Here is a 16,458-nt window from a genome sequence, read left to right as displayed (position 1 = left end):
AATGAAATAATAGGAAGTAACAAGGAAATGCCTAAAGTATCAAAAATGATAAATGACGAATTAGTATTAAAAGCAAGGGAAGCTTTGAATAACGGAGGGAAGAATGGTGTTGTAGTAACAAGATTAAAAGCCATACTAGCATCGAGTAAGCATGGTATTAAGAAAGTAGCGGAAGTTTATGATATCAACAGATCTTCGCTACATAGATGGGTTGCTCTATTTCGAGATCAAGGCATTGATGGTCTCAAGAACATAGCAAAGCCTTCTAGATCAAAATTAAATACTGCTCAAAAAGATGAGATTAAAACTTTGATAAAGAGAGACAGTAGTATTACGATTAAGAAATTAAAGATAGTGATAAAAGAAAAATTTGATATAGATATAGAAAAATCTAGTATACATAGAATGCTAGGGGCACTTGGGTTTAGGCATATTACTGGTAGAAAGAGGCATTACAAAGCTGACACATCTTCTCAAGAAGAATTCAAAAAAAAATCTACAACAAGTACACCAAGATAATCCTATGGTACCTATTTATTTTTTTGATGAGACTAGGTTTGGGACCAATACAAAACATGGTTTAGGATGGTTTGAAAAAGGCAGTAGGACTCCAGTTCCTACAAAGCTGGGATTTAAATCATTTTATCTTTATTCTGCTACAAATCATAGAGATGGAGACTCTTTTAGTTTAATTATTCCGAATGTTGATAAGGCCTGTATGCAAGTTTTTCTTAATGAATTTGCGAAACATATAACTACAAAAGTTATACTAGTGATGGATGGAGCTGGATGGCATAAAGGTCTTACAATACCAGCTAATATTGAGATTATGTACTTACCACCATATAGTCCAGAGTTAAATCCTGTAGAGAGGTTGTGGCAACATTTAAAAGATTCGGTATTAAAAAATAAAGTTTACGATTGTTTAACTAAACTTGAAGATGCTGTAATTGAATTTATTCAATCTATTTCAATAGAAACTATAAAATCTATATGTAATTGTTCATATATCTATTTATAATAGGGAAATGGTATTAACTGCCGCTAAACCTTCATCATAAAGGGATTGCTTGGTATAGATCATACTTCGTTGACAATGTATACTATAGGCTCTATCCCGATTATTATTATCGTATAATAGAGCCGTATCAAAGTCAATTAACGCTTGATGGTAATTTCCTTGATCTTTTAAGATAAGACCCTTGATATAATATGCCGCACCGGTTTCTTTGGCACTTAAAGCCTTCAGAATAAATTCTAACGCAACATGATAATCTTTGCTACGGAGTGACATAACACTATGATTATAATAATTTGTATACTCTTTATTACTACTCTCTATCTCGGTAGGAGTCTCGTAGAAATCAATTTGAGTTGTATGAACATCCATATCTGGGCCTAAGTTGCTATGCTGATCTATTGTAGTATTATCCTTAACTAGTTCTAACTCTGAATATTTGCTTTGCTGTGCTAAGACAAAAATTAGGGCATCACGCACGTCAGTATTGTCTTGGAGTTGTAGTGACTTCCTAAAAGATACTTCTGCTTCAGAATATTGGCTTAGCTCTTTATAGATTTGACCCTCTAAATAATACATCTCACCGGTTTCTTCAATGTGAATAGCATTGGCAATAGATGCTAGTGCATTCTGAAACTGACCTACTGTGTATAAAAGTTGAGCTTGATAAGAATATATTTCATAGGTGCCTTCAAGTTTAATAGCACTTGCAACAGCGTCTAATGCTGCTAAGCTTCTGCTCATCTGGTCTAACATTAAAGCCTTGAGATAATATGCTTCATAAGTTTCATGAATTTTAATAACATCGTCAATAAGTTTCAATGTGTCCTCTGTCACTCTACCTTGTATTGTTATAAACAGGCATTTGTTGAACAAGATTGGATAATCTGGCTCTTTAATTCGCAATTCAGCACTATTAATGGACTCGAGGGCTTTTTTATAATCACCTCTATTCTTAAAGATCATAGCTTGGAGATAAAATGCCTCATAGGTTTGCTTTAGCTCTAACGCTTCATCAATAGCCTCTAATGCATTTTTACCATCTGTACGCGCAATAATAACAGCCTTGAAATACCATGACTCATAGGTTTCCCTTTTAGCCAAAGCCTTATTGACAGCGTCTAAGGCACCATTATGATCCGCTATACTATTGCAGAGAAGACCTTTGAGATAACAGGCTTCATAGGTTTCACTTTTGGCTAAAGCTTCATTTACGGCATCTAATGCACCATTATAGTCAGCCATATTTTTTAAGATAACCCCCTTGAGGTACAAGGTATAATAGGTTTCATTTTTAGCCAAAGCCTTATTGACAGCATCTAGTGCACTATCATAATCACCCATACTATTGCAGATAAAACCCTTGAGGTGCAATGCCGCATAGGTTTCATTTTTAGCCAAAGCTTCATTTACGGCACTTAACGCATCATGATACTCACCCATATTTTTCAAAATTTGACTCTTGAGGTATAATGCCTCATAGGTTTCATTTATAGCTGAAGCTTCATTTACAGCATTTAATGCACCATTATAGTTAGCCATACTTTTTAAGATTTCACTCTTGAGGTATAATGCTTCATAGGTTTTACTTTTATCCAAGTCTTTCTTGACAGCGTCTAATGCTCCATTATAGTCACCCATACTCTTCAAGTGCCTAGCCTTGTTAATCAAACCTTCTTCCCCCCTGTTTGTTATCCCTAAGCTTAAGCTCGGATTATTATCATAATATGCCTGAACATTTGGAGATATTAATTTAGCATTGCTAAAAGATTGTTTTGCCTCATTACCCTTATCCTGCTGTATTAAAATTATACTTTGGAGATAATATGCCTTAGAGGTTTTGTACATATCAAGAGACTTACTTACTGCTATTAATGCATTTGTATAATCGAATAGCCGTACCAAGAGAAAACTTTTATGATAATATAAATTATAGGTTGGGTGAATATTAATAGCGCTATTAATAGCTATTAACGCCTCATCATATTGAGTTTTATGTACTAAGATAACGCTTTTATAATAGAACAAGTGATAATTGTTAGGATTTAATTCGATAGCACTATTAATAGTCGTTAATGCCTCATCATATCGGCTGTTATCTACTAAGATCACACTTTTGTGATAGAACATTTGGTCATTTTTAGGATTTAATGCGATAGCACTATTAATAGCTGTTAATGCCTCATCATATTGGCTTTTATGTACTAAGATCACACTTTTGTGATAGAATGCTTGGACATTTTTAGGGTTTAACTCGATAGCACTATTAATAGCTGTTAATGCCTCATCATATTGGCTTTTATGTACTAAGATCACACTTTTGTGATAGAATATTTGATCATTTTTAGGATTTAATTCAATAGCACTATTAATAGCTGTTAATGCCTCATCATATTGGCTTTTATGTACTAAGATCACACTTTTGTGATAGAATATTTGATCATTTTTAGGATTTAATTCAATAGCACTATTAATAGCTGTTAATGCCTCGTTATATTTACCCATATGTACCCATAACATACTTTGTACATATAGCGCTTGAGCAGGGGGCTGATAGTTGGAATGCTGTGAATTATGTTTTTTATTGATCAGTAGGTTAATAGAAGAATGCCTTAAGTTATTCGTTGAAGGAGGCAATAATAGAGGATTAGTACTGTTCTCATGTAATATATCATAATGCCTTGCTATTCCCCTATTATTTACTGAAACATTATTATGAGCAAAACCTTCCTGGTTAATAGGATTAGTAGTCACAGGTTTAATATATGCAAATAATTGCATAATAGTGTAATATACAAGTAGTCTTTTAGCTACGTTACCACCCCCTATATCAATATTTTGAAAATACTGATTTTCAAGTATATAGTCATGCCATTGTTCCCCATTGCATAAAAATATATTATTGTGTGTATCATCAAAGGTATTATATTGTTTTTTAAGCTTTAAATTTATTGTTTCATATTTAGTAGTAGATACTACAGTGCTTTGAACATACTTATCATACTTAGGGGCATATTTCTTGTTCTTACGATTATTATACAACATAATATTATATCTTATGTAAATTCAGCTTTTTGTTCAGGGCTGTTTTAATATATCTTCCAACAGACTTTGTTGCATTTGGGCATACAAATTTGCCCGAATTGAAAAACCTTAGGATTGAAATATTAAGATGCCATGAAAGTTATAAAGTTCTCAAAAGTAGCCAGATTGTTGTTACTCTCTTACAAATAAATGGTAATAACCTGTACGAATCACCCAGCTTAATAGCTAAATCCCATGATTTTTGGACTCAGATAAACCTACACTTGCAAATACTACAAAGCCCATCTCACTTGCTTACAGGATGGCGTTTTAAATTTAACACCTCAACATTGCTAAACTATTAGTTAATGAGTGGTATACGCTTTAACCCCCGTCTTCATAGCTATAATCTCCTATGCTCTGTAGTTCATTTTCAGATACCTTTAAATAGGGGTTGGGAGGTTCTAAGTAATATGCTTCATAGGTTGGGTCAAACTTTAAAGCTTCATCCATAGCCTCCTTTGCTTCGGGATATTTGCTTTGACGTTGCAAAATTAGAGCCTTCTCATAATATGCTTCATAAGTTGGGTTAAGCTTTAAAGCCTCATCAATAGCTGTTAATGCTTCGGGATATTTGCTTTGACGTTGCAAAATTAGAGCCTTCTCATAATATGCTTCATAGGTTGGGTTAAGCTTTAAAGCCTCGTCAATAGCTGTTAATGCCTCGGGATATTGACTTTGATGTGTTAAGATCAGCCCCTTTTCATAATATGCTTCGTAGGTTAGTTTAAGCTTTAAGGACTCATCCATAGCTGTTAATGCCTCTGGATATTGTTCTTGATACTTTAAGATCAGACCCTTTTCATAATATGCTTCGTAGGTTGGTTTAAGCTTTAAGGACTCATCCATAGCTGTTAATGCCTCTGGATATTGTTCTTGATACTTTAAGATCAGACCCTTTTCATAATATGCTTCGTAGGTTGGTTTAAGCTTTAAGGACTCATCCATAGCTGTTAATGCCTCTGGATATTGTTCTTGATACTTTAAGATCAGACCCTTTTCATAATATGCTTCGTAGGTTGGTTTAAGCTTTAAGGACTCATCCATAGCTGTTAATGCCTCTGGATATTGTTCTTGATACTTTAAGATCAGACCCTTTTCATAATATGCTTTATAAGTTGGTTTAAGTTTTAAAGCTTCATCCATAGCTGCTAGCGCCTCAGGATATTTATTTTGATGCTTTAAGGTGAGGCTCTTCTCATAATATACTTTATAGGTTGGCTTAAGTTTTAAAGCTTCATCCATAGCGGCTAATGCCTCTGGATATTTATTTTGATACTTTAAGATAGTACTTTTATAGTAAAACATTTGTTCATTTTTAGGATTCAATGCAATAGCCTCATCAATAGCTGCTAGCGCCTCGGGATATTTATTTTGATACTTTAAAATAGTACTTTTATAGTAAAATATTTGGTCATTTTTAGGATTCAATGCAATAGCCTCATCAATAGCTGCTAGCGCCTCGGGATATTTATTTTGATACTTTAAAATAGTACTTTTATAGTAAAATATTTGGTCATTTTTAGGATTCAATGCAATAGCCTTATCAATAGCTACTAATGCCTCTGGATGTTTGCGTTGATGCGTTAAGATAATACTTTTGTGATAGAACATTTGATCATTGCGAGGATTCAATGTAATAGCTTTTTCAATAGCTGCTAATGCCTCTGGATATTTACGTTGTCTCATTAAGGTCATGCTGTTCTTATAGAACTCTTCATAACCCAGTTTTTGTTTATGGAATGTCTTTTTTGGGTGTACTATGTTATGAAATCCAGTAATACGACCTATAAGAGGAGGCTCAGATCTATTATTGAATAATAAGAGATCTGAGATCTCATCAGTGCTATTTTTGTGTAACGTATGAGTATAGGGTGAAGCATTATTATGATCTGTTGAAACATTATGAATATCCGTAGCTTGGATAACAGGATTAGTAGTGACAAGTTTAATATATGAAGATAGCTGTACTATGGTGTAATATAACAATAGGCTTTTAGCTACTTTACTACTTATACTGACATTTTGAGAATACCTATTTTCTAGGATATTGCTATGCCACTGCTCCCTATCGGACAAAATTATATTACTTTGTGTATTATCAAAGGGATCGTGCTTTAAAGGCAGGGTTAAATTTAGTTTTTGATCCTTAGTAGTATAACCGTCATTACTTTTGATATATTTATCATACTTAGGTGTATATTTCTTTTTCTTCCCATGATTATGCAACATAATATTATACCTTATGAAACGAGTGCTTCTTAACACGTGATTTTATATATAATAATATTAATCCTTGATAATATTATCTACTTAACTAAGATAAGCCATTTTACCGATTCTATATCTATTACCAACTTACTGTTTTATGCAAAAATATTTGAGCAATTTTAAGAAAAATGGAATATCTATGAATTTTTATTAAAACAAATTTAAAAAGCATCGTCAAGTTAAGTAAATTAAGTTTAAAAAGTAAAGCATTATTTTTACGCATCAAGGTACAAATTTCCATAGCACCTACAAATTATGATTAACGCGCTATGGCCTGGGTAAGCAGTAAGGTTTTGGAGGCAATAGATTAGGTTCTGTGACGGTTTCTATGTAATAGTCGATTTCGTCGTTATTTTCGTTCTGGAATCCTCACATACATTTGGTACGCTGCGGTTCTATGAGCAAAAATGCCTATAAATCTACCATTACATAGAAACCGTCACAGAACCTAGCTGATATATAACAGTTATAACATTATATTTTTTAAACAACCGTAACAAAATTAGCACAGTTACACTTTATGCTTCTTGAAGTACGAGAAGTATATATCATAATGATATAAGCTATACGATGACGTGATGATTAGTTTTCGGAAATGGTATTAGATGTACAATAGACCTCTTGCATAACCTAAAGATAATTGAAGAATTTTTAGGAGAAACGAAGTCGGGTACCGCAGCGTACATAGACGTACGTGAGGAACAGAGAGGAGTTTCGACGACAAAATTACCAATTAGATTAGGTTATGCAAGAGGTCTAATATCTTAACTACTATTTCATGTGCTATAGTAAATCTTTATATCATATTCTTTTAATTCCGTTAAATATTCTGCTAGAGTAATTAAATTAATACATGCCCTAGCTCCCTTAACATGCACATCACTTTGCAATAATTTTTTCGTAAGTATTATAGCAGGAATGGTAGGAATATGAGGTCCATCGCCATTTCTAGCTACAATGAACCACTTAATAGTTTTAGGGTAGTTATTTTGATCCTTGCCGCTTATGATCATATGCATGCCTCCATCAGCAGTACCAAAATAATCAAATAGATGACTCAATTTAAGCAAAGGCTTGGCATAATTTACTAGATTCTTTATTACCCCAAGCCTTACACACCACGATAAAATCCATATACAAAAATGAAGTATATTACTTTCCATGCCGGCTGAGAATTTGATAGACTTTAAACCATAATATTGTGGCAATAAATCAAGATCTGGTACTTCACAATTTGCCATCCAGCGTTTGCCAATAATAGGATATGTTTGCCAATATAAGTCTTGCCACCCATATACTTTGTCTTTTGTTCCAGCATATGGGGGGAATGATTGACCCAAATAACTTAGGATAGCAGTAGTCGTAGCTAGCCCTCTCTCTGTTTTTTGACCCGGACTAATACCAAATATTAAACCATCAAGTTTGCTAAATGATGTTTTATAATGCTCAAGTACTGCTGAAGATAAGCATGGCACAGTACTAGCGCCTGTAATAGCAAGGCAATTATTCTCCTCCGCTCTACTATTTAAAGCCTCATGAAAACCGCATACATACTTTCTACTATCTGCAAGATCAATATAATGAATGCCAAAATTGATACAAGTTGTGGCAATAGAGTAATCTGCTATTTGAAATGGTCCGCAAGTGTTAATGATAATAAATGGTTTGAAGTATCTTAATTGTTCTGTAATTTCTTTAATTATATCAAAAACTGCAATATCTATTAATACCTTTGGATAAATAGCTTTGATATTAGTTGCTAATAACTGCAAACTTTCCTTAGTACGTCCAGCTAAAATAAGATGAATATTTGTTTTGGCAAGGCTAACTGCTATTTTACTACCGAAAGTTCCGGCAGCACCTAGGATCATTACTAATTTATTCATTAGACCTCTTGCATAACCTAATCTAATTGGTAATTTTGTCGTCGAAACTCCTCTCTGTTCCTCACGTACGTCTATGTACGCTGCGGTACTCGACTTCGTTTCTCCTAAAAATTCTTCAATTATCTTTAGGTTATGCAAGAGGTCTATTATCCTCTTCTATTGTAAATATACCATCATATTGATATATTTTACCAAAAACAGGATGTTGCAAACTTACCACCATGCTAAATTTTGCATCATCAATTGCCGTTTCGCAGGCAGAAAATTTACCAATAACCCATCCAAGAGGCAATGGCATTCGCCATCTGCCAACCTGTAGAAAATATCCACCATAATCCATAATTATCTTATTTGCCTCAAGGCGATAAATTAATTTTGCAGCCATACCAAATTGCATGAGCTCTAAAACGACATTATCTTTAATATGAATAATTTTTGAATTAAAATGATAAGCAGGTTTTTGATGATAATGAAAGGTACGATTCATCAAAATTTTATCAGAAGCTTGTTCGCTTATCAACTCTACAGTCACCGGGATATTTTTCTCTGGATAGAAAGGAAGGCTCCCTATAAACTTAAATAATGGTGCAAATATATTAAATATCTTTGAGATGCTGATATTAATTGTGCCTGTTAATAAAAGATAATTAGTAGAATAAGGGATAAGAGAATAACGCTTTTGTAAGATTCGTGGCACCTTAGCAGCTTTCTTATCAAATATCATCTCAATAAAAGGTTTTTGAGAAATGGGAGGGGTAAAAAAGACATCCTTAATAAATAATAATACGCGTCTAGTAAAAATAAGCAGAGGATAACAAAATCTTGATAAATATTTTGAATTAAACATTAAGGTACTAAGTTTATTATAAATTTCTTACTTATCATTAATCTTATTTACAATATCACTATAGAAATTCGCACGTAATATTTTTAAGATTTTTACAAAGGCCAGTGATACTCATACCATGTTTTTATGCATTTTTTTAGCCGCAAAAGCTCTATCTCTTTCACCTCTCTATAGTACTTTTACTTACCTTAAATATTTTGGATGCTCTTCTTAGGCTATTTCCTGCCCCTACATATCCTATTCTTCTTGCTCTTAAATCTACACGTATACTCGGTGAACTTCGTCTACCCCCTCTTCATTTATGAACAGTATTTATGATTTTAACTTTTTATACTTAAATTATTTAATATTTGTACCTAATCTTAACATTATTTCGGCCCTACCTCAAATTAATTTACTATACAAGCTGTGGGTAAAGATATGATTAAACCTCTAATAAAAACGAAATTCAAATGGCGCCAGGATAGTTCAAAAGTCTTACATATTTGATAAATTAATATATAGTTTTGTATTTTATGTAGCCTCAAGGCGCTTAATTAAGATTCATACCCTTTATAGTAGCATTTTTATCTAATAATTCTATCAATAATTTTGTAGAAGGAGGCTTTCCATTTAATATGAGATTAGGATCGTTTAAGTCAAAATCTATAGGTTCTGCTGCTCCCCCCAGGAACTTAGCTAAAAATTGTTCGGCTATAGCAAAAAAAGATAATCTATTAGCAGCCTTAGAAAAACCATGTCCTTCATTTTTATATAGAGCATATATAACAGGAATATTGTGCTTAGTCATTTCTTGGACAATTTGATCTGCTTCAGCCTGTTTGACTCGAGGATCATTAGCTCCTTGCATTATCAGTAGAGGCTTTATTATCTTACTTGCAAATGTTAATGGAGATACCTGTTTTAACATTTCTCTTTGCGGAGCTGTGTCCCAAGGCCCTACTCTTACTTTTAATTGATTTATTATTGGCGCCCAGTATTGAGGAATATTTCTTAATAATGTTAAAAGATTAGTTGGTCCTGCCATATCTATACCACAAGCAAAAACATTAGGAGTAAAGCTAAGCCCAACAAGCGTTGCGTAACCACCATAACTTCCACCCATAATAGCAATTTTTTTAGGATCAGCTATTTTATTGGTAATGGCCCAATTAGCAGCATCAATTAAATCATCTTGCATTTTTAAACCCCATTGTCTATTACCAGCATTAAAGAATTTTTTGCCAAAACCGCTAGAACCGCGAAAGTTAACACTGAGAACAGCATATCCACGATCCGCCAACCATTGATGTGCCCAATGCATCCCCCATACTTCCCTTACATGAGGCCCTCCATGCACAAAAAGTACTAATGGTACCGGTTTAATCGGATATATTTTATTATATAACGTTATATTTTTAGGCAAGGTAATATAATTCACTAAATCTAAATTATCCCGAGACTTAATAACTACAGGTATCATAGGGGCAAGGTGATATTGTTCTAATGCTACTTTATTACTAAATAAAAATTTAATTTGTTTGTTACTTCGATCATATTTATAATATTTAGTTGAGATAGTATCATTATAAGATGATAGAAGCCAAATTTGGTCATTTAGAGTGCGATTAATAATATTGATATTGTTTAAGTTGATATTCTTAAAATACTCCATATCTTTCTTAATGGAATTATCTAATATTTTATACGTGACTTTATCATAATTAATTGCAACTGCTTGAACTTTCATAGTAGCTGGATGTACTGTAAAAATACTAATATCAGCACGTGGATCTTCAGCAATTAGTGTTAATTTGCCCTTATTCAAATCTAATATTTTAAGCGCGGTAGTATTAAGTCCCCGGCTGTCTAATAAATAAACTTTAGAGCCAGTATTATCAAATCTAAACATCCTAGTACCCAGCGTGTCTTCACTAGATACTTTCATAAAAAAAAGCCACCGATTATTTTTATATTGAAAATATTCACGTTCCCCTTCGTTATTAATTAATGTAGCAAATCGTATATTAAGATCACGGTCAACAATAAAATTAGAAAATGTATTATTATGGGCAATTAAGGTTGTACTATAATCTATAAGATTTAACCTATATACATCGTGATATCGTTTATCACGGTTATTTAATCCAATTAGTATTTCATTCGGTTTTCTGGCACCCCGGCCATAGATCTGAACCTTGGTATTTTCAGGAGTTAATAATTTTGTAATATTAGTGTCTAAGTTATAGCTATAAAGACGAAAATTTTCATCACCATTATTATCTTTTTGATATAAGAGATGCTTATTATCATGTGCCCAAAAATAATTAGTAATACCTTCTGGATCATCTGTAACAACTTTAATATTTTCTATATCATTGCTATCAACTATCCATAAATTTTTCCTTCTATCTTTTTTTGCTAAATAGCTTATATATTGCCCATTTGGACTAATAGCGACATCAGTTTTATCCAAGGGACCAAATAATATTTCGCGAGGAATAAGCGGGGTGGTATATTTATCTTCAATATTAATAGCAAATGTCCTAACTGTTGCCAAAGTAACACCCCAGTATATAATTAGCAAAATAACCCTTAACACCATAACCCTTATTGTTTTTAGATGATTAGTTGAGATTAATATATGAAAATAAATAATAATTCAATCATTTTTAATGCAAATATTCTTGCATTGTGAAAAAATTATTGTTACTCTTGAATTAGTATAAGTTAGTTTATTAGATCATTACTAATTTATATAATATATTATTAAATAAATTAAAAATAGTGAGGATTTTATGAGACAAGATAATATTGCAGATCCTGAGGATCCTAGTGACTCTGGTAACGATTCCTGTAGCGATATCTGTGGAACAGGAGATTGTAGAGAACACGAAGCAGGAGAATTTTAACGTTAGCTTTAGCTAAGCTTTAGGAATTTCTAAAATATTTTAAAAACAAAATAATGAGGATTTTATGAGTAAAGACAGCAGCGTAAGCACTGGTAGTTCAAACAATGATTCGTATTGTTCCAGCGATCACGGTGGGTTTGACACCTGCACTCCGATAGGAGAGACAGAAAAGACAGGAGAGAAAGATAGTAATGACAAAAGTGACTACCCTACCTAATAACTATACAGGCTTTACGGATTATTAAAATATTTGAACTATATTATAATACTTAAGTTATCAGAGGAATAATTTTTTATGATAACCTAAGTATCATAGGAGTAGAATCGCTCTATAATTTATTAACCTTCCATTAATTGTTTACGAGCAACTTTTCTTTTTCTTCTTTCTGTTTCTTGATCTTTTCTAACACGCTTTACAGAAGGGGGTTCATAGAAACGAGACATCTTCATCGAACGGAACACAAGCTCTCTTTGCATTTTTCTTTTTAAATTTTTAATCGCTTGTTCGCCGTTTCCCGCATGAACATTCACTAATATCACTTTTAATTACCCCCTTTTAGTGTAAATAGATTGTTGCAATGATGCTAATATTATCTATATAATAAGCTTCTATGTCAAGGTGAAAAGTTGAATTATGAGCGATATTGAACTAAAACATCATAACTTAAAAGTGCTATTTACCCAAGCCTTAGCAGATTTACTATTTTTTGATGATTGGGGGGATAAGTTATTAACAGAGGCAGAAGTACAATGTGGCTTTGCAGAAGGATACCATCGTATAATTTTTCCAAATGGCATAATAGAAATTATTGATTTTTTAGAAAATCAATATGATCAAAAAATGTTGAAACTATTAGCTGAACATGAAGTACCTATTAAAATAAAAGACAGAATAGCTTTAGCTTTAAAAATTAGAATTAAAAATTATGTACCTAAGCTTGTGCATTTAAAAAATAGTATTTATTATGCTAGGCCAACAAATACTATAAGTGCTATTAAAATAGCGTTGCGTACCTGCAATTTAATTTGGCGGTATGCCGGTGATCGCTCAACAGATCATAATTATTACACTAAGAGAAGTTTATTATTAGGGGTATATGTAACTTCAATTATTTATTATCTTCAAGATGATTCAGAAAATAGTGTAGAGACGGATCAATATATTATTGAATCTTTGTCGGATATAGTTAACATAACTTCTAAGTTTAAGAGTATTTTTACATTACCAAAGCTAGTGGACCTACCGATTATTCGCCTATTTTCTTAATAATTAAAATTTATAATATGTCTAATAAATATTATCCAGATATTAAATCTAATGTGCATTTTCCTACTATTGAACAAAAAATACTTACTTATTGGCAAAAAAATAACATTTTTCAAAAATCAATAGAGGCAAGACCTAGGGTAAAAGAGGGGATAAACAATGAATTTGTTTTCTATGATGGCCCTCCTTTTGCTAATGGCTTACCTCATTATGGACACCTTCTCACTGGTTTTATTAAGGATGTATATGCTCGTTATCAAACTAGCATAGGCAAAAGAGTAGAAAGGCGTTTTGGTTGGGATTGCCACGGTTTACCAGCAGAGATGCAAGCAGAAAAGGAATTAGGCATTGCTGGGAGAACAGCAATTATTAATTTTGGTATTGAGAAATTTAACCAACATTGTAAATCTTCAGTGATGAAATATGCTGAGCAATGGCATGAGTATGTAACTAAGCAAGCAAGATGGGTAGATTTTACTAATTCCTATAAAACTATGGACAAAGACTTTATGGAATCGGTGTTCTGGGCTTTTAAGGAATTATATAAAAAAGATTTATTATATGAATCAATGAGGGTAATGCCTTACTCATGGGCTTGTGAAACTCCTTTATCTAATTTTGAAACTAGGCTAGATAATTCTTATAGAGAGAGAACAGATAAAGCAGTCACTATCAGTTTTGTACTTAACGAAAAATTATCAAATTTTCCTGGATATACTGAATATAGAATGCTGGCTTGGACTACCACGCCTTGGACTCTCCCTTCCAACTTAGGATTAGCACTTGGAAAGGAGATGGAATATGTTTTAGTACCAAAGGGAAGCACTTGTTATATCTTAGCTAAATTCGCTTTAGCTAAGTATTGTCAGGAACTAGGGGTTAGTGGAGAAGAAAATTACGCTACAATAAAAGGGGAAGAATTAGTCAAATTAAACCTAACCTATCAGCCATTATTTGATTATTTTGCTAATCACCCTGAAGCTTTCAAGATACTTGCAGGCGAGTTTGTAGTTGAAGGGGAAGGTACAGGTATCGTGCATATGGCTCCCGGCTTTGGCGAGGAAGATCAAATTCTATGTGAATCCTATGGGATAAAGCTAGTGTGTCCCGTAGATAATTCCGGAAAATTTACTAATGAGGTGCATGATTTTGCTGGAATACAGGTGTTTGAGGCAAATGACCAAATTATTATTAAGCTGAAAAAGCAAGGAAATTGGTTAAAAACGGAGCAATATATCCATAATTATCCCCATTGCTGGAGAACGGATACTCCTCTTATATATAAAGCGGTGCCTTCTTGGTATGTAAAAGTTACCGAGTTTAAAAATAAAATGGTAAAACTTAATCAGCAAATTAATTGGATCCCTTTGCATATTAAAGATAATTTATTTGGCAAATGGCTAGAAAATGCACGAGACTGGTCAATTAGTCGCAATAGATTTTGGGGAACGCCTTTGCCGGTTTGGAAATCAGATAATTCCGCCTATCCTAGAATTGATGTATATGGCTCAATACAAGAATTGGAAGAGGATTTTGGTGTTAAAATAGTTGATCTACACAGGCCTTTCATTGATCAGTTAACTCGTAAAAATCCTTCCGATCCTACTGGCAAATCAATGATGCGTAGGATTACAGATGTCTTTGACTGCTGGTTTGAAAGTGGCTCTATGCCCTATTCTCAAGTACATTACCCCTTTGAAAATAAAGACTGGTTTGAGAATCATTTTCCAGCTGACTTTATAGTAGAATATTCGGCCCAAACTAGAGGGTGGTTTTATACTTTAATGGTGTTATCCACTGCCCTATTTGATCAGCCTCCTTTTTTAAACTGTATTTGTCACGGAGTGATATTAGATAGTACTGGTCAAAAATTATCGAAGCGCTTAAATAATTATGCTGACCCATTAGAGTTATTTGATAAATATGGCTCTGATTCTTTAAGAGTGACTATGTTATCTTCAAGCGTAGTGAAAGGCCAGGAGTTATTGATCGATAAAGATGGACAGATGGTATATGATACTTTGCGGTTATTTATAAAGCCAATTTGGAATACTTACCATTTCTTTACCATGTATGCTAATGCTGATAGCATTAAAGCGGAATTGAGCTTAAATTCTTCAAATATTCTCGATCGTTATATATTATCAAAGCTCAAAATAGCCGTGCAAAAGATCAAGCAAGGACTAGATAATTTCGATACGCAGATAGCTTATAATAGTATAGCTGATTTTTTTGAAGTATTAAATAATTGGTATATTAGAAGAAGTAGGAATAGATTTTGGAAAAGTGCAAAAGATCAAGATAAAAAAAGTGCCTATGATACTTTGTATAGTTGCTTAGAAATTATGGCTAGGTCTATGGCTTCTTTATTACCCTTAATTTCAGAGGAAATTTATTTGGGAATAACAGGAGCAGAGCATAAAGGTAGCAGTGTTCATTTAACAGATTTTCCTGAGCTTAAAATGTTAGATATAGATTATAATTTAGTGCAGAATATGGACCAAGTATTAGATATTTGTACCAATGCTTTATTTATCAGAAATACGGAGAATATCCGCATTCGTCAACCACTTAACAGCCTGACAATTGTCAATATCAATAGTATAACATTTGAAAAATTTGAGGAGCTAATTAAAGAAGAAATTAATGTTAAAAAAATAATTTATGAAGAGGATTTAGCAAATCATGCCGACTATAAATTATCTATTAATTTCCCAAGCCTTGGCAAGCGGCTACCCTCTAAAGTGAAGGATATTATTACCGCTTCTAAAAAGCATCAATGGCAAGTTGAAGGTGAATATTTATTAATAGCTGGCGAGCAGTTAACTAGCGACGAATTTTCGTTAATTTTAGAGCCTAAGAACAACAAAAATAGTAGAGCTCTAACAGGTAACCAAGCGTTAATAATATTAGATTTAGAGATTTCACAAGAGCTATTTGAAGAAGGGTTGGCAAGAGATCTAGTCCGTTTCATTCAACAAACAAGAAAAGAAGCTAATTTTGAAATGAGCGACCGGATTTACCTGGAAATTATCAGCGATCCTATACTAAAAACCATAATTCATCACTATAGTAACTTTATTAATGAGCAAACATTAAGTGAATTTGCCACTAATATTTCCCCAGATTATGAAGCTAATATTGAATTAAATTCCCAACCAGTCATCATACGGGTTAAAATGGCTTGAAAACTA

Annotated in this window: 13 protein-coding genes; 6 read left to right on the top strand and 7 right to left on the bottom strand. The window is 33.0% G+C overall.

Annotated elements, in window-relative coordinates; translation table 11 throughout:
• Positions 1-27 precede the first annotated feature (27 nt).
• On the top strand, positions 28-519 hold the full coding sequence (locus AAGD44_RS05565) for a helix-turn-helix domain-containing protein (RefSeq protein ID WP_341763541.1): 492 nt from the start codon (positions 28-30) through the stop codon (positions 517-519).
• A 4-nt stretch (positions 520-523) separates the two neighbouring features.
• A complete protein-coding gene (locus AAGD44_RS05560) occupies positions 524-1,021 on the top strand; it encodes an IS630 family transposase (protein WP_341763542.1) in 498 nt (165 codons plus the stop codon).
• Here AAGD44_RS05560 and AAGD44_RS05555 read toward each other — a convergent pair.
• Both AAGD44_RS05555 and AAGD44_RS05550 read right to left on the bottom strand, forming a co-directional pair.
• A complete protein-coding gene (locus AAGD44_RS05555) occupies positions 1,016-4,063 on the bottom strand; it encodes a tetratricopeptide repeat protein (RefSeq protein ID WP_341763744.1) in 3,048 nt (1,015 codons plus the stop codon). The genes AAGD44_RS05560 and AAGD44_RS05555 overlap by 6 nt on opposite strands.
• A 363-nt stretch (positions 4,064-4,426) precedes the next feature.
• Positions 4,427-6,334, bottom strand: a complete 1,908-nt coding sequence (locus AAGD44_RS05550; RefSeq protein ID WP_341763743.1) for a tetratricopeptide repeat protein — start codon at positions 6,332-6,334, stop codon at positions 4,427-4,429.
• Positions 6,335-6,994: 660 nt separating this feature from the next.
• Here AAGD44_RS05550 and AAGD44_RS05545 point away from each other — a divergent pair.
• A complete protein-coding gene (locus AAGD44_RS05545; RefSeq protein ID WP_341763742.1) occupies positions 6,995-7,141 on the top strand; it encodes a palindromic element RPE1 domain-containing protein in 147 nt (48 codons plus the stop codon).
• An 8-nt stretch (positions 7,142-7,149) separates the two neighbouring features.
• Here the strand turns inward: AAGD44_RS05545 and AAGD44_RS05540 are convergent, their stop codons facing one another.
• From AAGD44_RS05540 to AAGD44_RS05530, 4 genes are all read right to left on the bottom strand, one after another.
• A complete protein-coding gene (locus tag AAGD44_RS05540) occupies positions 7,150-8,397 on the bottom strand; it encodes a saccharopine dehydrogenase NADP-binding domain-containing protein (RefSeq protein ID WP_341763741.1) in 1,248 nt (415 codons plus the stop codon).
• Positions 8,390-9,106: a DUF4166 domain-containing protein gene (locus AAGD44_RS05535; RefSeq protein ID WP_341763740.1), complete on the bottom strand. Its 717-nt coding sequence runs from the start codon at positions 9,104-9,106 to the stop codon at positions 8,390-8,392. Before AAGD44_RS05535 ends, AAGD44_RS05540 begins: the two co-directional genes overlap by 8 nt.
• Positions 9,107-9,266: 160 nt before the next feature.
• Positions 9,267-9,374, bottom strand: a complete 108-nt coding sequence (locus tag AAGD44_RS07840; protein ID WP_410521012.1) for an IS630 transposase-related protein — start codon at positions 9,372-9,374, stop codon at positions 9,267-9,269.
• A gap of 264 nt (positions 9,375-9,638) precedes the next feature.
• Positions 9,639-11,645 carry a S9 family peptidase gene (locus tag AAGD44_RS05530; protein ID WP_341763739.1) on the bottom strand — a complete coding sequence of 669 codons (2,007 nt, stop codon included), beginning with the start codon at positions 11,643-11,645 and terminating at the stop codon, positions 9,639-9,641.
• Positions 11,646-12,061: 416 nt separating this feature from the next.
• On the opposite strand from AAGD44_RS05530, the gene AAGD44_RS05525 reads away from it, so the two are divergent.
• Complete coding sequence (locus AAGD44_RS05525; protein ID WP_341763738.1) at positions 12,062-12,214, top strand: hypothetical protein; 153 nt, start codon at positions 12,062-12,064, stop codon at positions 12,212-12,214.
• 122 nt (positions 12,215-12,336) lie between these two features.
• Here the strand turns inward: AAGD44_RS05525 and rpsU are convergent, their stop codons facing one another.
• Positions 12,337-12,537: a 30S ribosomal protein S21 gene (gene rpsU / locus AAGD44_RS05520; RefSeq protein ID WP_341748434.1), complete on the bottom strand. Its 201-nt coding sequence runs from the start codon at positions 12,535-12,537 to the stop codon at positions 12,337-12,339.
• A gap of 94 nt (positions 12,538-12,631) precedes the next feature.
• On the opposite strand from rpsU, the gene AAGD44_RS05515 reads away from it, so the two are divergent.
• Entirely contained in the window at positions 12,632-13,264 is a 633-nt protein-coding gene (locus AAGD44_RS05515) for a COQ9 family protein (RefSeq protein ID WP_341763737.1), read from the top strand.
• 17 nt (positions 13,265-13,281) lie between these two features.
• A complete protein-coding gene (gene ileS / locus AAGD44_RS05510; RefSeq protein ID WP_341763736.1) occupies positions 13,282-16,452 on the top strand; it encodes an isoleucine--tRNA ligase in 3,171 nt (1,056 codons plus the stop codon).
• The last annotated feature ends 6 nt before the right edge of the window (positions 16,453-16,458 follow it).

The sequence above is a fragment of the Candidatus Tisiphia endosymbiont of Beris chalybata genome (genome assembly GCF_964026555.1).
GTDB lineage: Bacteria > Pseudomonadota > Alphaproteobacteria > Rickettsiales > Rickettsiaceae > Tisiphia.
The sequence above is the reverse complement of the archived record's forward strand: the minus strand, read 5'-3'. Positions and strand labels throughout refer to the sequence as shown.